The organism is Bacillus sp. V3B (assembly GCF_024494465.1).
Taxonomy (GTDB): domain Bacteria; phylum Bacillota; class Bacilli; order Bacillales; family Cytobacillaceae; genus Bacillus_BD.
The window spans coordinates 20,295-34,505 of the sequence record NZ_JAETXM010000005.1 but is presented as its reverse complement, the minus strand read 5'-3'; the positions used below and the strand labels follow the sequence as shown (position 1 = coordinate 34,505).

Annotated in this window: 17 protein-coding genes; 6 read left to right on the top strand and 11 right to left on the bottom strand. The window is 34.2% G+C overall.

Going from position 1 to position 14,211, the window contains the following annotated elements:
* Positions 1–3: 3 nt before the first annotated feature.
* A complete protein-coding gene (locus JMM81_RS08530) occupies positions 4–186 on the bottom strand; it encodes a diguanylate cyclase domain-containing protein (protein WP_256241312.1) in 183 nt (60 codons plus the stop codon).
* A 27-nt stretch (positions 187–213) separates the two neighbouring features.
* Positions 214–3,021, bottom strand: a complete 2,808-nt coding sequence (locus JMM81_RS08525) for a PAS domain S-box protein (RefSeq protein WP_256241139.1) — start codon at positions 3,019–3,021, stop codon at positions 214–216.
* A 171-nt stretch (positions 3,022–3,192) separates the two neighbouring features.
* Between JMM81_RS08525 and JMM81_RS08520 the strand changes: the two genes are divergently transcribed.
* The gene (locus JMM81_RS08520) at positions 3,193–3,531 is read left to right on the top strand and encodes a PCYCGC motif-containing (lipo)protein (protein ID WP_305367760.1); all 339 of its coding nucleotides are present in this window, start codon (positions 3,193–3,195) and stop codon (positions 3,529–3,531) included.
* Positions 3,532–3,645: 114 nt separating this feature from the next.
* Here the strand turns inward: JMM81_RS08520 and JMM81_RS08515 are convergent, their stop codons facing one another.
* The 3 genes from JMM81_RS08515 to JMM81_RS08505 all read right to left on the bottom strand — a co-directional run bounded on the left by JMM81_RS08515 (position 3,646) and on the right by JMM81_RS08505 (position 5,484).
* Entirely contained in the window at positions 3,646–3,873 is a 228-nt protein-coding gene (locus JMM81_RS08515; RefSeq protein ID WP_256241138.1) for a hypothetical protein, read from the bottom strand.
* Positions 3,874–4,515: 642 nt separating this feature from the next.
* The gene (locus JMM81_RS08510; protein WP_256241137.1) at positions 4,516–5,157 is read right to left on the bottom strand and encodes an MOSC domain-containing protein; all 642 of its coding nucleotides are present in this window, start codon (positions 5,155–5,157) and stop codon (positions 4,516–4,518) included.
* A 108-nt stretch (positions 5,158–5,265) separates the two neighbouring features.
* A complete protein-coding gene (locus JMM81_RS08505) occupies positions 5,266–5,484 on the bottom strand; it encodes a YdbC family protein (protein ID WP_256241136.1) in 219 nt (72 codons plus the stop codon).
* Between the two features lie 214 nt (positions 5,485–5,698).
* Between JMM81_RS08505 and JMM81_RS08500 the strand changes: the two genes are divergently transcribed.
* Positions 5,699–6,136 (top strand): hypothetical protein, encoded by a 438-nt coding sequence (locus tag JMM81_RS08500; RefSeq protein ID WP_256241135.1) that lies wholly within the window; start codon positions 5,699–5,701, stop codon positions 6,134–6,136.
* A gap of 124 nt (positions 6,137–6,260) precedes the next feature.
* On the opposite strand, the gene JMM81_RS08495 is transcribed toward JMM81_RS08500, so the two are convergent.
* Positions 6,261–6,743 (bottom strand): DinB family protein, encoded by a 483-nt coding sequence (locus JMM81_RS08495; RefSeq protein WP_256241134.1) that lies wholly within the window; start codon positions 6,741–6,743, stop codon positions 6,261–6,263.
* Positions 6,744–6,941: 198 nt separating this feature from the next.
* The gene (locus JMM81_RS08490) at positions 6,942–8,183 is read right to left on the bottom strand and encodes a cysteine desulfurase-like protein (RefSeq protein ID WP_256241133.1); all 1,242 of its coding nucleotides are present in this window, start codon (positions 8,181–8,183) and stop codon (positions 6,942–6,944) included.
* 585 nt (positions 8,184–8,768) lie between these two features.
* Here JMM81_RS08490 and JMM81_RS08485 point away from each other — a divergent pair.
* Positions 8,769–9,458: a YetF domain-containing protein gene (locus JMM81_RS08485; RefSeq protein WP_256241132.1), complete on the top strand. Its 690-nt coding sequence runs from the start codon at positions 8,769–8,771 to the stop codon at positions 9,456–9,458.
* Positions 9,459–9,545: 87 nt separating this feature from the next.
* Here JMM81_RS08485 and JMM81_RS08480 read toward each other — a convergent pair whose 3' ends face one another.
* Entirely contained in the window at positions 9,546–10,196 is a 651-nt protein-coding gene (locus tag JMM81_RS08480) for an SDR family oxidoreductase (RefSeq protein ID WP_256241131.1), read from the bottom strand.
* A 283-nt stretch (positions 10,197–10,479) separates the two neighbouring features.
* Here JMM81_RS08480 and JMM81_RS08475 point away from each other — a divergent pair, with 283 nt between their 5' ends.
* On the top strand, positions 10,480–10,689 hold the full coding sequence (locus tag JMM81_RS08475; protein WP_256241130.1) for a hypothetical protein: 210 nt from the start codon (positions 10,480–10,482) through the stop codon (positions 10,687–10,689).
* A gap of 196 nt (positions 10,690–10,885) precedes the next feature.
* On the opposite strand, the gene JMM81_RS08470 is transcribed toward JMM81_RS08475, so the two are convergent.
* Entirely contained in the window at positions 10,886–11,335 is a 450-nt protein-coding gene (locus tag JMM81_RS08470; protein WP_256241129.1) for a hypothetical protein, read from the bottom strand.
* Positions 11,336–11,779: 444 nt separating this feature from the next.
* On the opposite strand from JMM81_RS08470, the gene JMM81_RS08465 reads away from it, so the two are divergent.
* Positions 11,780–12,586: an undecaprenyl-diphosphate phosphatase gene (locus tag JMM81_RS08465; protein ID WP_256241128.1), complete on the top strand. Its 807-nt coding sequence runs from the start codon at positions 11,780–11,782 to the stop codon at positions 12,584–12,586.
* A 161-nt stretch (positions 12,587–12,747) separates the two neighbouring features.
* On the opposite strand, the gene JMM81_RS08460 is transcribed toward JMM81_RS08465, so the two are convergent.
* Complete coding sequence (locus JMM81_RS08460; RefSeq protein WP_256241127.1) at positions 12,748–12,975, bottom strand: cupin domain-containing protein; 228 nt, start codon at positions 12,973–12,975, stop codon at positions 12,748–12,750.
* A gap of 18 nt (positions 12,976–12,993) precedes the next feature.
* Complete coding sequence (locus JMM81_RS08455; RefSeq protein ID WP_256241126.1) at positions 12,994–13,347, bottom strand: cupin domain-containing protein; 354 nt, start codon at positions 13,345–13,347, stop codon at positions 12,994–12,996.
* A gap of 352 nt (positions 13,348–13,699) precedes the next feature.
* Between JMM81_RS08455 and JMM81_RS08450 the strand changes: the two genes are divergently transcribed.
* Positions 13,700–14,185 carry a substrate-binding domain-containing protein gene (locus tag JMM81_RS08450; protein ID WP_256241311.1) on the top strand — a complete coding sequence of 162 codons (486 nt, stop codon included), beginning with the start codon at positions 13,700–13,702 and terminating at the stop codon, positions 14,183–14,185.
* Positions 14,186–14,211: the final 26 nt, after the last annotated feature.

Here is a 14,211-nt window from a genome sequence, read left to right as displayed (position 1 = left end):
GAGTTAATACTTGGAGTGCACATACAATTCATTCCATGAATAAATTTGGTAATTATTCTTCCTGCTTACCTTCGCTCGATACAATGCTGCATCTGTATTCTTAATCATTTCCTCTACCATTGTTCCATCAGAAGAAAAGGTGCTAATTCCTATACTTGCTGTCATATATAATTCAAAACCCTCAATAAACTCATTGAGTTAAAAATTCTATCCTTATAATGAAAATGTATTTCCACCACGGTCTTTAGATTTATAAAGGTTTTGATCGGCCTCTTTAAATAACTGATCAACATGATCAGCATCTGTTGGATAAAATGAAATACCAATACTCGTAGTAATCTGTAATTCATGACCTTTGATATGCATAGGTTCTCTAGTCACTTCCACAACTCTTTTTGAAACTGCTATTATTTCATCTGTACTCGTTAATTCTGGGAGAACGATGGTAAATTCATCACCGCCCACTCTTGCAAGAGTATCCATCTTACGTAAAGAAGATCTAACTCGTCTGGCAAATTCTTTGATGACCTCGTCACCTATATCATGGCCATACGTGTCATTAATTGGTTTGAATTTATCACAATCAAGAACCAATAAAGCGGTTAGTTTACCCGTTCTTTCCGATGTGAAAATGGCTTGATTAAGTCGATCTGTGAATAACCGTCTATTCGGAAGTCCAGTTAAATAGTCGTAAAACGCCATCTTAGCTAACTTTTCTTCTTTTTGTTTTGATTCCGTAATATCACTTGATATGACGATGATTTTCTCCATATCCCCTTCTGAAGAAAGAACCGGTATAAAATGTGAGTGCAGCCATATAGAATATCCGTCTTGATGTACATGTCTAATATCAATCTCAAAATACTCTTTCGACCTTTTCATTTCTTCCAGAATGGTTATCGCTTCACTTACATCATCTTGATGAATCTGATCTAAAAATGACTTTCCAATTACATTTCTAATTGGATGACCTAAAGTTGTTTCAAAGGAAGGAGATGCATAAAAAACTTTTCCTTCTAGATCTAGTATTTTTATAATATCTTTAGAATGTTCAGCAATGATTCGAAAACGTTCTTCACTTTCTCTCAATGCTTTCTCTGCTCGCCTTTTTGTTGTAATATCCCGAAACATGACTATAACTGATGTTTTTCCTTGTTCTTGAATCGGTGCAGATGCTGTTTCTACGTATATCTTATCTCCCTCAAAGGTAAGATATTTCTCCTCCACTAATTCACCTTTTTTTCCATTTTTAATGGCTTTCTCTATGCGTTCCGCTACTTGTTTTCGATTACTATCATGAACAAAGTCTAAAACGGGTTTGCCAATTACTTGATTTGTATTCTTTGCTTTTATAAGGTCAAGTCCAGCTTGATTAACATAAGTAATTTTCCCTTCAGTGTGCATAACCAAGGCATCGGGTGAAAATTCTAGAACTTTTCGGTATCTTTCTTCACTTTCTTTCAGTTTCAACATCACTCTTTTTTCTTCAGTCACATTTTTGTAAGTAGCAATCGCTAACGTTTTCCCTTTGTTAATTGGTCGATAGGTTGCCACTACATCTATGATCGATCCGTCTTTATATTTTCTTCTAGTGTCGAAACTTAATATTTCTTCGTTCTCTCGTAAACGTGTTAGTAATTCTTCTTGTTGATTTAGCTGGTAATCAAGGTAAATACGTGATAAAGCCATCCGGTCTATTTCCTCTTTATTCCAACCAAATAGAGCTTCAAACGCTGGGTTTGCTTGGAGGATGGACCCATCTTGTCCGATCATAAAAATAGCGTCTGTTGAATAATTCCAAACAAGTTCGAGTTCTTCTTTTATTTTCATCATTTCGATTTCCGTCTTTTTATTTTCCGTAATATCACGGCATATCGTGGAAATACCTGTCACATGCCCAGATTCATCATTAATGGGAGACAATGTAATACTAATATCACGTAATTCCCCAGATTTCTTCTGTCTTTTCACATGAATATCTTGCACTTTTTTCCCTTTTAATACCTGCTCAACCAGTTGATCTTTTTCTTTTTTTAACCAATCAGGAATAATGGGATTCTCTTTCCCTAATACATCATTTTCTGTATATCCAAAGGTTTTTGTAAAAGCCTCATTGATAAATTCAACTTCTCCATTTAGATTTATCAGGGATATGGAATCAGTACTATCATTTATAAAGGACTCTAGCTGTAATTTTACACTATGGAGTTCTTCTAATGCTTTTTTCTCATTTGTAATGTCCCTTGCGATTCCATATACGCCTATGATTTGGTCTTCTATAATAATGGGAATGTTTTTCACATTTAAATAAACGTTTCTTCCTTCTTTATGATAAATAAACGATTCGTAACGAACCGTTTCTCCTTCAGTAGCCTGTTGAAAAAGCTTCTGTACCCTTTTAAGTTCTTTTTTGGACGTGATTTGCGAAAAATGAGTTCCAATCAATTCTGTATGGTTATATCCAGTAATGTGTTCGGCAGCAGGATTGACTTCTAAAAAAGTTCCTTCCCTATCAAACATAAATACAGCATCTTCGTTATTCTCCATAAGAGAGGATAATCGTTTTTCATTTTCTTCTAGTAGTTGTTTAGAAAGCTGAAGTTCCCGTAGTTTTTTACTCTTATCCGTCACATCTCGTACAACAGCAATAATATAAATATCATCATCGTCACAAATAGGCGTTAGAACCGTTTCACAAAACATCGTTTGTCCATCCTTAAGCTCGACTTCATCCTCAAATGTGATAACTTTTTTCATTTTTGCTGCTTTTCGATAATAACGCTCTAAGCAATCTGCTTTGTCTTTTTGTAAAACTTCCTCAAATGTTTTTCCAATTAGCCCTTGATTGGTATTCAACACTGATAAACCTGCTTGATTAGCAAACAAATAGGTGAATTTCTCATTTTCAACACCAATAATGTAAATAAAATCTTGTAACGAGTTAAATGCGCTTGTTGCTAACGTGAATAATTGTGACAAGTCCTTCGTCAAAAGCTTATTTATAGTTTGGTTCATTTGCATTCTTCAATCATCCTTTTGTATAATCATCCCCCATTTTCTATCTAGAGGAGATTTTTTTCACGCTCTTTTTCTTATTATTTATCCTTAGCTTTATTTTGCTTAAATATAACAGGAATAGATATCACCATGTGTTCTTATTCTTCATAGGAGGCCATTCCTATTTCTATCAAAATGATTCCAGACTTTCTAAAAGAGAAACCTGAAGAGATGAAAGTAATTTATACAACTGTAGCAAGCCATAAAGAGTTACTCGAAAACATCCCATGCTATTGCGGATGCGGTGATTCCGTCAATCATAAAAATAGTTATGATTGTTTTATCAATGAGAACAAAGAAAATGGAGCGATCATTTGGGATGATCATGGAACGAAGTGTGGGGTTTGCTTAGAAATCCCCGCTCAATCCATTCTAGATGATAAAGATGGAAAAACGATAGAAGAAATCCGCACAAAAGTAGATAATACATATAGTGATGGATATGCTGCCCCTACCCCGACTCCTGAGGTTTAATCAATAACAGAAGAACCCTCACACCCCTGTGAGGGCTTTGTATTAACGAATGGGTAGAATAATTGTGTCATTTACTAAGTTTAGTAATCTATTTCCGAAAGTCTCGCCTTAGAATTATGAATAAATTAAATTGCCACTTTCCATAAGTTCATCTTGTAATGCCTTCATTTTTTCTTCCATATATTCCTGTACAAATAAATCTAACTTAATTGACAGTGTTATGTAGTCAGAACTATTTGGCCCACTTTGAGTATATAATTCACTTAAAAGCATTCTAAGCTTAAATATTTCCATTAAGAGTTTCTTGTTTTCACTTCGAACATGTTCTCTTGGTTCCATCATACACCTCGTATAAGAAATTTTTATAAACCGAATTTGGAATGTATGATAATTTAAATCTCATTCTCATATCCTGATGTGTATATCTACTAATTCCAAAACCTCTAAGATAGTATCACAGCACCGTTTTTATGAGAATATGAAAAGGAAAAATAAAAGTATTGAAAAAATTCGTTTGGATTATTGATATAATAGTTTTATCAATAAATTATTATTAAGTCCTTAGCTAATGTCTTGATAATAAGCGATTTCTTTTTTGCATGAATTTCAATAGCAGTAAACCATTTTATATTATAATAATAGTGCTCCTAAAAATAAAAATAATCAAAAAATAATTATTACGTACGTCCATTGAGAGAATGAGTTCAGCAAGCTACTTTTAAATCACTTAGCTCCTTAGATTTACACTCTTTATTGTTGATGATTACCTTCCCATTTTTTTCTCCGAACTCGAAACTATTTTTTAGACCTTTCAATTTTTCTAAGTCGTTTTTTCTACGGTGCTAATGGTCGATGTAATTTTTCTAATGGTATTCATACTTCCGTTTGCTTTGTCTAGTTCAATATTTTTAGTTGACTTTTTCAACTCTTCTTTTGACTCTACAAATAACTGTTCAATAATTACATCTAAACAGTCTTTCTTGTTTACTCTAGTCCTTCTGACCGTTGTGTAAAGGTCTTTCTCCAGGAATCGGAGAGGGCATCCACTGCTAGAATTTTCTTTATTTCTTCCATATTCTTTCTATTATGATGCATAATGTGGTTAGCCCATTGAATGGATATTTGCTTAGGATGCTTCTCTATTATTTCAACCCTTGAATCCGGTTGAACCCAGCCTTCTTTCAACACTCTAAAATAAAACCCCGTATAGCCCGTGTTTTGAAACCTCAGTGGTAAATCAGAAATATCATATCTTTTTGCCAGCTTGAAACATGGCTGTCTTGGTTGACTAATTTGAACCATTGCCGCACCTAGACGATATATATCGCCAACATGTACATCTGACTCTAACATCCCTTTAAGCGTTAAATTTTCCCCAAAGGCACCAAAAACTAATTCCCTGTTCATGTCTTTCTCCCAATGAGGGTAATGCTCATATGGATAAACACAAACCGCCTTGTCTTCGCCACCATGATGAACTAAATCAGCCTGTCCGTCCCCATCAAAATTCAATTTCCCAAGAAAAATGGGTTCATTCGTTTGAGTTTTATATATACCACTTTGTAATTCTTTGCCTTGATCCTTTATCGTTTTAGGCTTCCCAATATTAATGGATACGATTTCCATGTATATCATGCTCCCCCTTACTTATATGGTTTAATCTGTTTTTCGTTTTGAAGAATTCGTGAATCATGCGATTTAAGAACATAGTCAGAGTTTACAGTAATTATTTGATCATTCCATCCCATTTAAAATCTCTCGCAACGCCTTCAAATCTTCATCTGTTAACGTGATCCCTTTTCCCATTTTGCTATGATCTGGTGCCCAATCACGCAAATCATACTTTGGGTCTTTTCCATTCCAACTAATCAGGTTTAATTCCTTGTTCCAACCTTTAGGGGATGTTGATAAAATTCCTACCGTTTCTTTTATCTCGAATTTGATTTCTGCCATCGTTTTACCTCCATTTATAATGATGTAAAATTGTTCAAGCATCCTAAACCTATTATAATCCTTTTTTCTCGTTAATCTAAAGAAAGGTTACCTTATTACATAACCATTCTTAATCGTATTGAACACCGTTGAAATTTTCTCTATGTTACCATAAAAAGAAAGTGATATTTCTGTAAGTACTTTGTATAATAGAAGGCAGAAAGGAAGGTACAAAATGGAACAAATACTAAAAGCCATTCAACAAATGGAAGAAAGAATGAACACAAAATTTGAGAACATGGATGAAAAATTTGAGGGTATTGACAGAAAGTTTAAGAACATGGATGAAAACTTCGAAGGTATGAACAAGAAGTTTGAGAACATAGATGAAAAATTCGAGGGTATGAATGATAATTTCGAAGGTATAAATGGAAAGTTTGAGGGGATAGATAATAACTTCAAAGGTATAAATGGAAAGTTTGAGGGGCTGAAAGAACAGCTTAATCGAATGGAAAACACTTTAAATATAGTTGCTGAAACAGCTACTCATGATACAATGGCTATTCTTAAGAAAATTGACAAAAATACAAAAGACTTGAATCAAGATATTGAGTTTCTTTCCGAACAATCTGGGAAACATGAAATGTACCTTAACCGTATCAATAAAAACTAGCGGATAGAATAAAAATCAGTTACTCTACCCGCCGATCTCTCCGCTCCAAATATAAGATCTTCTAAGTACTTATATTAACTTCTTTTAACTATTCTTCTATCGTTGGCAAAAGTCATAGAGCCTTTTATGATCTATCTCGTAAATACTGAATATAATCTGTCGACGTTCCCTTAAATCCACATTCTCTTAGCATAGAAGCGATATTCCCTCTATGGTAAGTACCATGGTTTGCTAGATGGTGGATGATTTCATTGATCGTATTTTTAAAAGTAGTCCCCTTAGGATTTTGATAAACAATCACATCAAGTTCATCATAATAATGGTGGATAGACTCTACCATTATTTGATGGAGTTCTACAAAACTTTTTTCCGCATGTTTGATATCCTTAAATTCAGTAATACTCTCATCAACCACTAAATTTGGAATACATCTTTTAAACCAAATTCGATCTCCTCTATAAATATGATAAAAGGTTTCAGCAATGGATGGGAATACACTATTCATGGGTTTATGGAATACATCCTCCGAAGTATTATTGATATGTTCCAGTAATTTCATGTTAGCCCAATGATCATATTCTAGTAAATGTATATAATGTTCTTTCAAAATAACCCCTCCGATAATTTTAAAATCCGAAAAAACAACCAGTCAAATGACTTTAATCAGGTCCATTATTTAGTGATATTTTTTCTGGTTTTACACGTTCTTTCCATGTTCGTTTCTCCATCCTATTAATTATACCTATAATTAAGTTAAAGTGCCAGGCACCATCCAAAAATTGGATGGTATCTGGCACCTAGTACACTATTTCTTGATAATATGAATCTCTTTAACATAAGCCTTAATGGCTTCAATTAAACAATCTATTTCTTCTGCAGTATTATAAGGGGCAAGACCGGCACGAATCCAACCGCCTGAATGATTTATTTCTAGTTTGTCCGCAAGAGTGGACGCATAAAAATCTCCACTTGCTATGAAGATAGCATAATTCTCAATTAACCACTTACATACCTCTACAGGATCCGTACCGTTGATCGTAAAAGCAATGGTTGGTGTTTTTCTAATAGAATTAGGTGCTTGATAGAGTGTAATTTCTGAAATGCCCTCAAGTGCATGACGAAGTTTACGTGACAATTTATTTTCATATTCTTCAATTTCTGAAAAAGCATTTTCAAGTCTTTCTCTACGAGTAGAACCTGTCCCTAAGCTTGCAATAAAATCAACTGTGGCTTCAATAGCAGCGATTCCTTCATGATTTTGTGTACCGGTTTCCAATTTATCTGGAAAATAAGTAGGTGCTGGCTCTAATTTGTATACGTGAAGATTTTCAAATACTTCTTCCTTAATAACAGCTATTCCAACATGTGGCCCAAAAAATTTATACGCAGAACAAAACAAGAGATCAGCACCAAGTTGATCACGGTTCATTAAGAAATGTGGCGCAGCATGGACAGCATCTACTGCTAAAAGTGCACCCACTTCATGTGCACGTTCGGCAATGGCTTTCAAATCAGTAATCGTACCTACAACATTTGAGGAGAGTGTAACAGCAACGAGCTTTGTCTGTTCATTAATTTGTTCATAAAGATGGGATAAATCAAGTGTTAATGTCTTAGTATCTACCGGGATAAAACGTACTTCTGTATTTGACTCTTGTGCAGCCGTGACCCAAGAATCCACATTGGCACGATGATCAATCTCGGAAACAACAATATTATGTTGACTCGTCCAGGTATTTTTCAATGCACGCGCAACAGAAAACATTAATGAAGTCGAGTTTTGACCGAATGCCACCTCAGTCGGTTTCGCGTAAACAAGGTCAGCAATCGCTTTTCGAGCATCTTCAATATGTTGCTCCGCTTCCTTGCTTGTTGGAAATTCACCATGCAGATTAGCTCCACCTTTTGACATGTATGAAACCATCGCATGAATAGCAGCTTCTACTACCTGTGAACCTCCTGGACCATCTAGATAAATTACTTGTTTACCATGATAAGTACGTGCTAATGCTGGAAATTGTTGACGGATTTCTTCAATTGGAAACATGTGGATCATTCTCCTTTTAACAATAGTTTAGATGAATTATGTATGATTTTTAAATAGTAATAATGAGTTATTACTGCTAGTAAAAAAACGATATAAAGCTACAATTGATAAATGGTTGCTATCTCATATAATACAGCTTTTTTCAATGCAACGGTATTAACGGATACTTTAATTGACATTTCCCTAAAATAGATTGGATTGTATAACCAATATTTCAACATAATACTAATAATATCCTTTATAACATATGGAAAAGAAATAACGATTCTCTTTTTCATTACAATAAGCGAACAGTTGACGCTACTCGCCTTGAAAGTAATTTCACGTGATCCGTCTTTATTCAGTACAATCATTTGTTATGGGAATAGCACTTTTCGGGACTAGGACAGGAAACCCAATTAAAACTCTAACGGAAAAATCATTTCCAATCCCGTTGCGAATTCATTCAAATATCAGTACAACTCCAACCTTTTTCAAAGACTATTTTTTTCTTTAACTATAAAATGGCATTAAAGTTCAATTTTTTCTAAGTTTTAGACATACTAAATAATGTTGCATTGATGATGAATGTGAGGTGGAATTTATATGTGGAATAACATTGGACAAATAACAATTGAACTCTTAATTGGTTTTTTCGTACTATTGGCTTCAACTAAATTATTAGGAAAAACGCAAATTTCTCAACTTACTCCTTTTGACTTTATTTCTGCTATTGTACTTGGTGAACTTGTAGGAAATGCTATTTATGACTCTGACGTCAAAATACTTTCGATCTTATATGCAGTCATTTTGTGGACCATATTAATCTACTGTATATTACTAATTACACAGAAATTTAGAAAGACACGAAAAATACTTGAAGGAAGGCCCTCCATAGTAATACGCAATGGCCATATTGACAAACAGCAGTTAAAGGTCAATAAATTGGATATTAATGAGTTACAACAGATGTTGCGACAAGAAAAAGATATTTTCTCTCTTAGGGAAGTTGAGTTTGCGGTATTCGAACCCAATGGGAAAATAAGTGCTTTGAAAAAACCTAAATATGCGTCCCCAACGATTGAAGATTTACATTTAAATCAGCAAAAGGTTTATTTGCCTATTTCATTAATCAGTGATGGTCAAGTGGATAAAGACAATTTAAAAAAAACAGGTTTTGATGAAAATTGGCTCCTTAATCAGATTAAGGCAAATGGAATAACAGAATTTTCGAATGTATTATATGCTGATTGGAAAGAAGATGAAGGTTTTTTCTGTATGAAAATGAAGCAATAGTGACAGAATCTGTTCGCTATAAAACAAATAAAGTATCGAGGTCTCAGTAATCTCGATACTTTATTTGTTTTATACAAAGGGATATAACTAGAATTTCATTGCTTTTAAAGCCTCTATAATAGGTGTGTCTCCCGCAGTAAGGTCAAATGCACGCTTGAAAGTGTGTTCCTCAGCTAATGAAGCAACGATCGTTTTAGCCACATCTTCACGTGGAATGAATCCCCTTTGTACATTTTCACCGGCAGATACTTTACCGGTACCCGGTTCATTTACAAGACCTCCTGGGCGGATGATCGTATAGTTTAGATCACTTTGAACTAACATTCTGTCTGCATAATGCTTAGCGACATAATAGGGTTTTAACTGTTCATTCCAATTTTTTCGGTTATGTGCCTGCAATGCGCTCACCATAATAAATCGTTTGACCCCTATTTTTTCAGCTGCTTCAATGGTTTTAACAGCACCATCAAGATCAATTAATAACGTTTGATCAGCTCCTGTATGCCCGCCAGATCCTGCTGAAAAAACAATCGCATCACAATCTTTTGCTGCTTCTGCAATCTCTTCTATCGTCCCCAATAGATTGGCTACTGTCGCTTCTATCCCTTTTTTAGTAAAATCCTCTATCTGTTCTTCTTGTCGGACCATCGCTTTGACGGTATGCAGATGACCTTCATGGATCAGTTGGACTACCTTCTTTCCAATTTGACCATTTGCTCCAATAACAAGTACTTTCATATGATCAATCCCCTTTCATGAATATATTACACCAAGTGCCAGGCACCATCCAAAAAATTGGATGGTGCCTGGCACTTAACCTCACTTACAAACCTCTTTGTTAAGTTATCTTACAAAAGGGTTTTCAAAATTAAATAAATATTCTAAAATAAAATAAATCAACTACTATGTTTAAGGCTGAGTTGCTGATTATTGTTGGAAAATTACCTTTGGTGTATGCGGGCATATGTTTTAACTCCATGTAACAAAGCTATTTTAAAAATAAACGAAGGGGGGATAAGATTTGAAAAATTTAATTGAATTGTACAAAAAACATTTTATTCACCCATCATCATCTATTCAGCATCAACAAGAAAAAGAATCTAAAATAGCTTTTAAGAAAGGCAATAGGATTGATGTAACTAATGTGAATAGACGTGAATACAAAGATGACACGTCAGCGTTACAGAATCCCAATATATTATGGTGTCAAATCAATTCCATGATGTATTAAAGAGAAATGAAAAGATAACCCATTTCATCATTTTACTTATAGCGGGCATCCAACTATACAGTCGTTGCATGAAAAAGTATTGAAATTATTAAATGACTCGATACTGTGAACCTCACCCACCAAACAAGTTTGGTGGGTGTATTTATTTGATTTACATACTACAACAAATTTGAGGATGCCTGGCACTTAGTTTTTTCTATTCCTCTTTCTGTTTTTTTCGCATATTGTTGAAATAAAGAAAAATAGGCAGTGGAATGACAATAAATCCTAGACTTTTAATCATTTGATTTTGGGCATTTTCTTGTGTTCGATTTTTTTCACTTTGGACTATTTTTTCGTAGTTTGCAAGCATTTCCTCTTCCGTTAATACTTCTTTATTGTCTTCCTTCATTTGATATTCTTGATTAAACCTCTTATAATCCTCAAAACTTTGATAATAGCTTGTCGGACTAACCAAATCAGCAGCAGCCATAAAAATAGAAATACCTCCACCAATCACCATCATTAATGTAGCAAACAAAACTAAATAAGTATAAAGATGTCGGATCATCAGTTCTTCATCCTTTCCTTTATTTTTCGCCGTATAAACGACGACAAATAGAATAATGACTAATGGCAAAAAAAGAACCAGAAGACTAAAAGCCAAAGCTGTCTCCCCCTTTTGTTTTCTTCACAAATATTCTAAATGCTCATCCCACAGACCTATTATTTCATGAACAGGAAATCATTCCAACCACTTTTTATTCCATCAGAAATTAAAAAACGAGATAAATTCTGTTAATATTAGAAAAGCATCAGCCACTATCGTTGATGTCTTTCTTACTTTATGAAACTCCTTCATTCCTATTATTTTATCAATCTAACTTTTTTAATAAACGCTTATGCAGGACAATTAAAATCATAGGGCTGAGTAGTTACTAAACTTCAATAATTTGATGATGATCTATCAATCAATTTTACTCTATTGAAATTATAAATCTTTCTACTTAAAGCTAGAGAAAAAAATACTTTAATAAAGATATTGAATAAGTTTTCAACTTTTGAGATGATATTTCTTTAGGATTAAAGTAAAGTAGGAGTGATTCATTCAATGGAGGAATTAATTATTTTAATGAAGTATGCCTTTTTAGGTGCACTACAAGGTTTTACAGAACCCATTCCTATATCATCAAGTGGCCACTTAGTTTTAGCGCAAGAATTATTTGGTATTAGTGTTGGTGAAAGTGATTTTAGCTTTGAGGTATTAATGAACTTTGCATCACTAATCGCAGTCTTGCTGATCTACCGAAAAGATTTAATTAGGTTAGCTGAAAATGGTAGTAAGTATGTAACTAAACGTGATTCAGTCTATAAAAATGACTTTATGTTTATCGTTTACTTAATAATTGGGACCATCCCTGCCGGTGTGATTGGCTTATTATTTGAAGATATCATATCAGATCAGTTTAGAGGTGTTGCCCCAATTGGCGTAGCTCTATTAGTTACTGGATTGGCACTTTGGATGATTCGAAACCTAAAAGGGAGAAAAAGTGATCGAAATCTAACTGTTAAAGACGCCATCATTGTTGGTTTTGCACAAGCTGTCGCTTTAATTCCAGGTATAAGTAGGTCAGGTGCAACCATTGTTGCGTCTATGGGACTTGGGATGAAGAGAGAAACAGCCTTACGTTATTCATTCTTGCTTTATATCCCTGTAAGTTTAGGTACGATTATCCTCAAAATAACCGATATCAATTTTGGTGAACTACTTATTCCTTATACTGTTGCATTTATTCTATCTCTTGTTTTTTCTTACTTTTCTCTTAAATGGTTTATGGGAATTATGGAACGAGGAAATTTAAAGTACTTCGCTTACTACTGTTTTGCTATTGGAGCACTCATATTAATTATCACATAATCGTTAAATTACAGACAAAACCCTATTTCTTCTATCATATACATAGGGGGTCCCATAAGGTGTCAGGTACTAGGTATGAAACCCTAGTATCTGACACTTTTTCTTTTGGGACCCCCTTTGTAAATAACGAATAAAACATCATTTTTTATCATGACCTTATTTCAAAGTACTCTAGGTCCAAAAAGCCTTAAGGCTCTCATAGCCTCATTCCCCTGATTGTGTATCTCAAATGTAGAAACCGATGGAGGAATAAAAAATTGATCTCCTTTTTGAACGAGTTGACGCTCTCCATCTGCTATCATTTCCCCATTGCCGGATAAAATATATAATCCTGAGAATACGTCATCATGGTTTACTACTATTTGGCGGTCAATCTCAACTGATGTCATTCTAAAATAAGGAGTATTCTAATATCCAATCAGTTCAACTTCTCTACTCTCCTTAGACTCATTCAATAAACTAGGAGATACATGCCACTTGTGAGCTGTCTCTTCCTTTGTAAAACCTTCATAGTTAAAACAATCAAACATCTTTTCAAATACTAGACCTTGGTGACACATAAAATCATCTATTTCAAGACCAGAAGGAGAAATTCGTTCTATACGAATCGTATAGTCCGTTGTTTTTTGAATCTCAACTAAGAAACACCCCTCACCAATCGCATGAGGAATTCCTCCTTCTAGTAAAAAGGTATCTGCTGGTTTCACATAAAATTTATGCATACGCTCCAACATACCTTGTATATTTTGTTCATGAAACAATTTCCCCCTTTCTCTCGTAATACCTGGTTTAAACCCAATAACCGGTAAAAACCTTGAACGATGGGGGCAGTTTCTGACTGTTGAGTTGACATTTTTACCGTATAAACTTTATCATCAGTTCCAATAGAAACTTTTTAAAAAATAATATGATTTTTTAAGGATTTAACTTAAAGTAGCTATAATCACACTTTGAATATAGATGAAATATAGTAAAAAAGCGCTCCTCTATCCTTTTAATAAACTGTTTTAGTTTTATTGTTGTCATACATTCCCATCCGTTTTATAATTGTATCTATAACTTTATAGATACAATTATCATTTATTTCTTTCGCTAGTCTATTCCTTCCCCTCTATATTAGTTCAGAGAGGTTTTGAGCAAATTGTCATGATCACGCTTCCCGTTAATCGTCATATTTCTCCTCGAATCGAAAGAATTGAAGGTTTTAAGAAGGCATTGTCCTTTTTCGATATAGAGTTCCGTGAAGAAATGTTATGCTCAAATAGTCTACCGTTGTTACAGAAAGATTTAGAACGTTTGTTTCAAATGAATAAAAAGCCAAATGGAATTATTGCAGGGAACGACCTCGTTTTAATGGAAGCTCTCAGTTTTATTAAAGAGAAAAAATTGTCTATCTCAAAGGATGTGGCAATCATTGGAATCGATGATGTACCGTATGCTGATATTTTTCAGCCTGCATTAACAACGATTGCTCAACCTACAGAGGAAATGGGATTAAAAGCTGCCGAAATTATGCTTGGATACATCAAAGAACATACACCTTCTCGCCCAATCGTTTACAGATTCTCTCCTGAACTGAAAATGCGTGAATCTTGTTAATAACAAAGTGCCAGGCACCATCCAAA

What these genes read in the sequence shown, in the direction of transcription:
- JMM81_RS08525 (WP_256241139.1), bottom strand. Translation starts at nt 3,021, where the DNA reads ATGCAAATGAACCAAACTATAAATAAGCTTTTGACGAAGGACTTGTCA.
- JMM81_RS08505 (WP_256241136.1), bottom strand. Translation starts at nt 5,484, where the DNA reads ATGGCAGAAATCAAATTCGAGATAAAAGAAACGGTAGGAATTTTATCA.
- JMM81_RS08515 (WP_256241138.1), bottom strand. Translation starts at nt 3,873, where the DNA reads ATGATGGAACCAAGAGAACATGTTCGAAGTGAAAACAAGAAACTCTTA.
- JMM81_RS08520 (WP_305367760.1), top strand. Translation starts at nt 3,193, where the DNA reads ATGATTCCAGACTTTCTAAAAGAGAAACCTGAAGAGATGAAAGTAATT.
- JMM81_RS08480 (WP_256241131.1), bottom strand. Translation starts at nt 10,196, where the DNA reads ATGAAAGTACTTGTTATTGGAGCAAATGGTCAAATTGGAAAGAAGGTA.
- JMM81_RS08500 (WP_256241135.1), top strand. Translation starts at nt 5,699, where the DNA reads ATGGAACAAATACTAAAAGCCATTCAACAAATGGAAGAAAGAATGAAC.
- JMM81_RS08465 (WP_256241128.1), top strand. Translation starts at nt 11,780, where the DNA reads ATGGAGGAATTAATTATTTTAATGAAGTATGCCTTTTTAGGTGCACTA.
- JMM81_RS08460 (WP_256241127.1), bottom strand. Translation starts at nt 12,975, where the DNA reads ATGACATCAGTTGAGATTGACCGCCAAATAGTAGTAAACCATGATGAC.
- JMM81_RS08485 (WP_256241132.1), top strand. Translation starts at nt 8,769, where the DNA reads ATGTGGAATAACATTGGACAAATAACAATTGAACTCTTAATTGGTTTT.
- JMM81_RS08490 (WP_256241133.1), bottom strand. Translation starts at nt 8,183, where the DNA reads ATGTTTCCAATTGAAGAAATCCGTCAACAATTTCCAGCATTAGCACGT.
- JMM81_RS08510 (WP_256241137.1), bottom strand. Translation starts at nt 5,157, where the DNA reads ATGGAAATCGTATCCATTAATATTGGGAAGCCTAAAACGATAAAGGAT.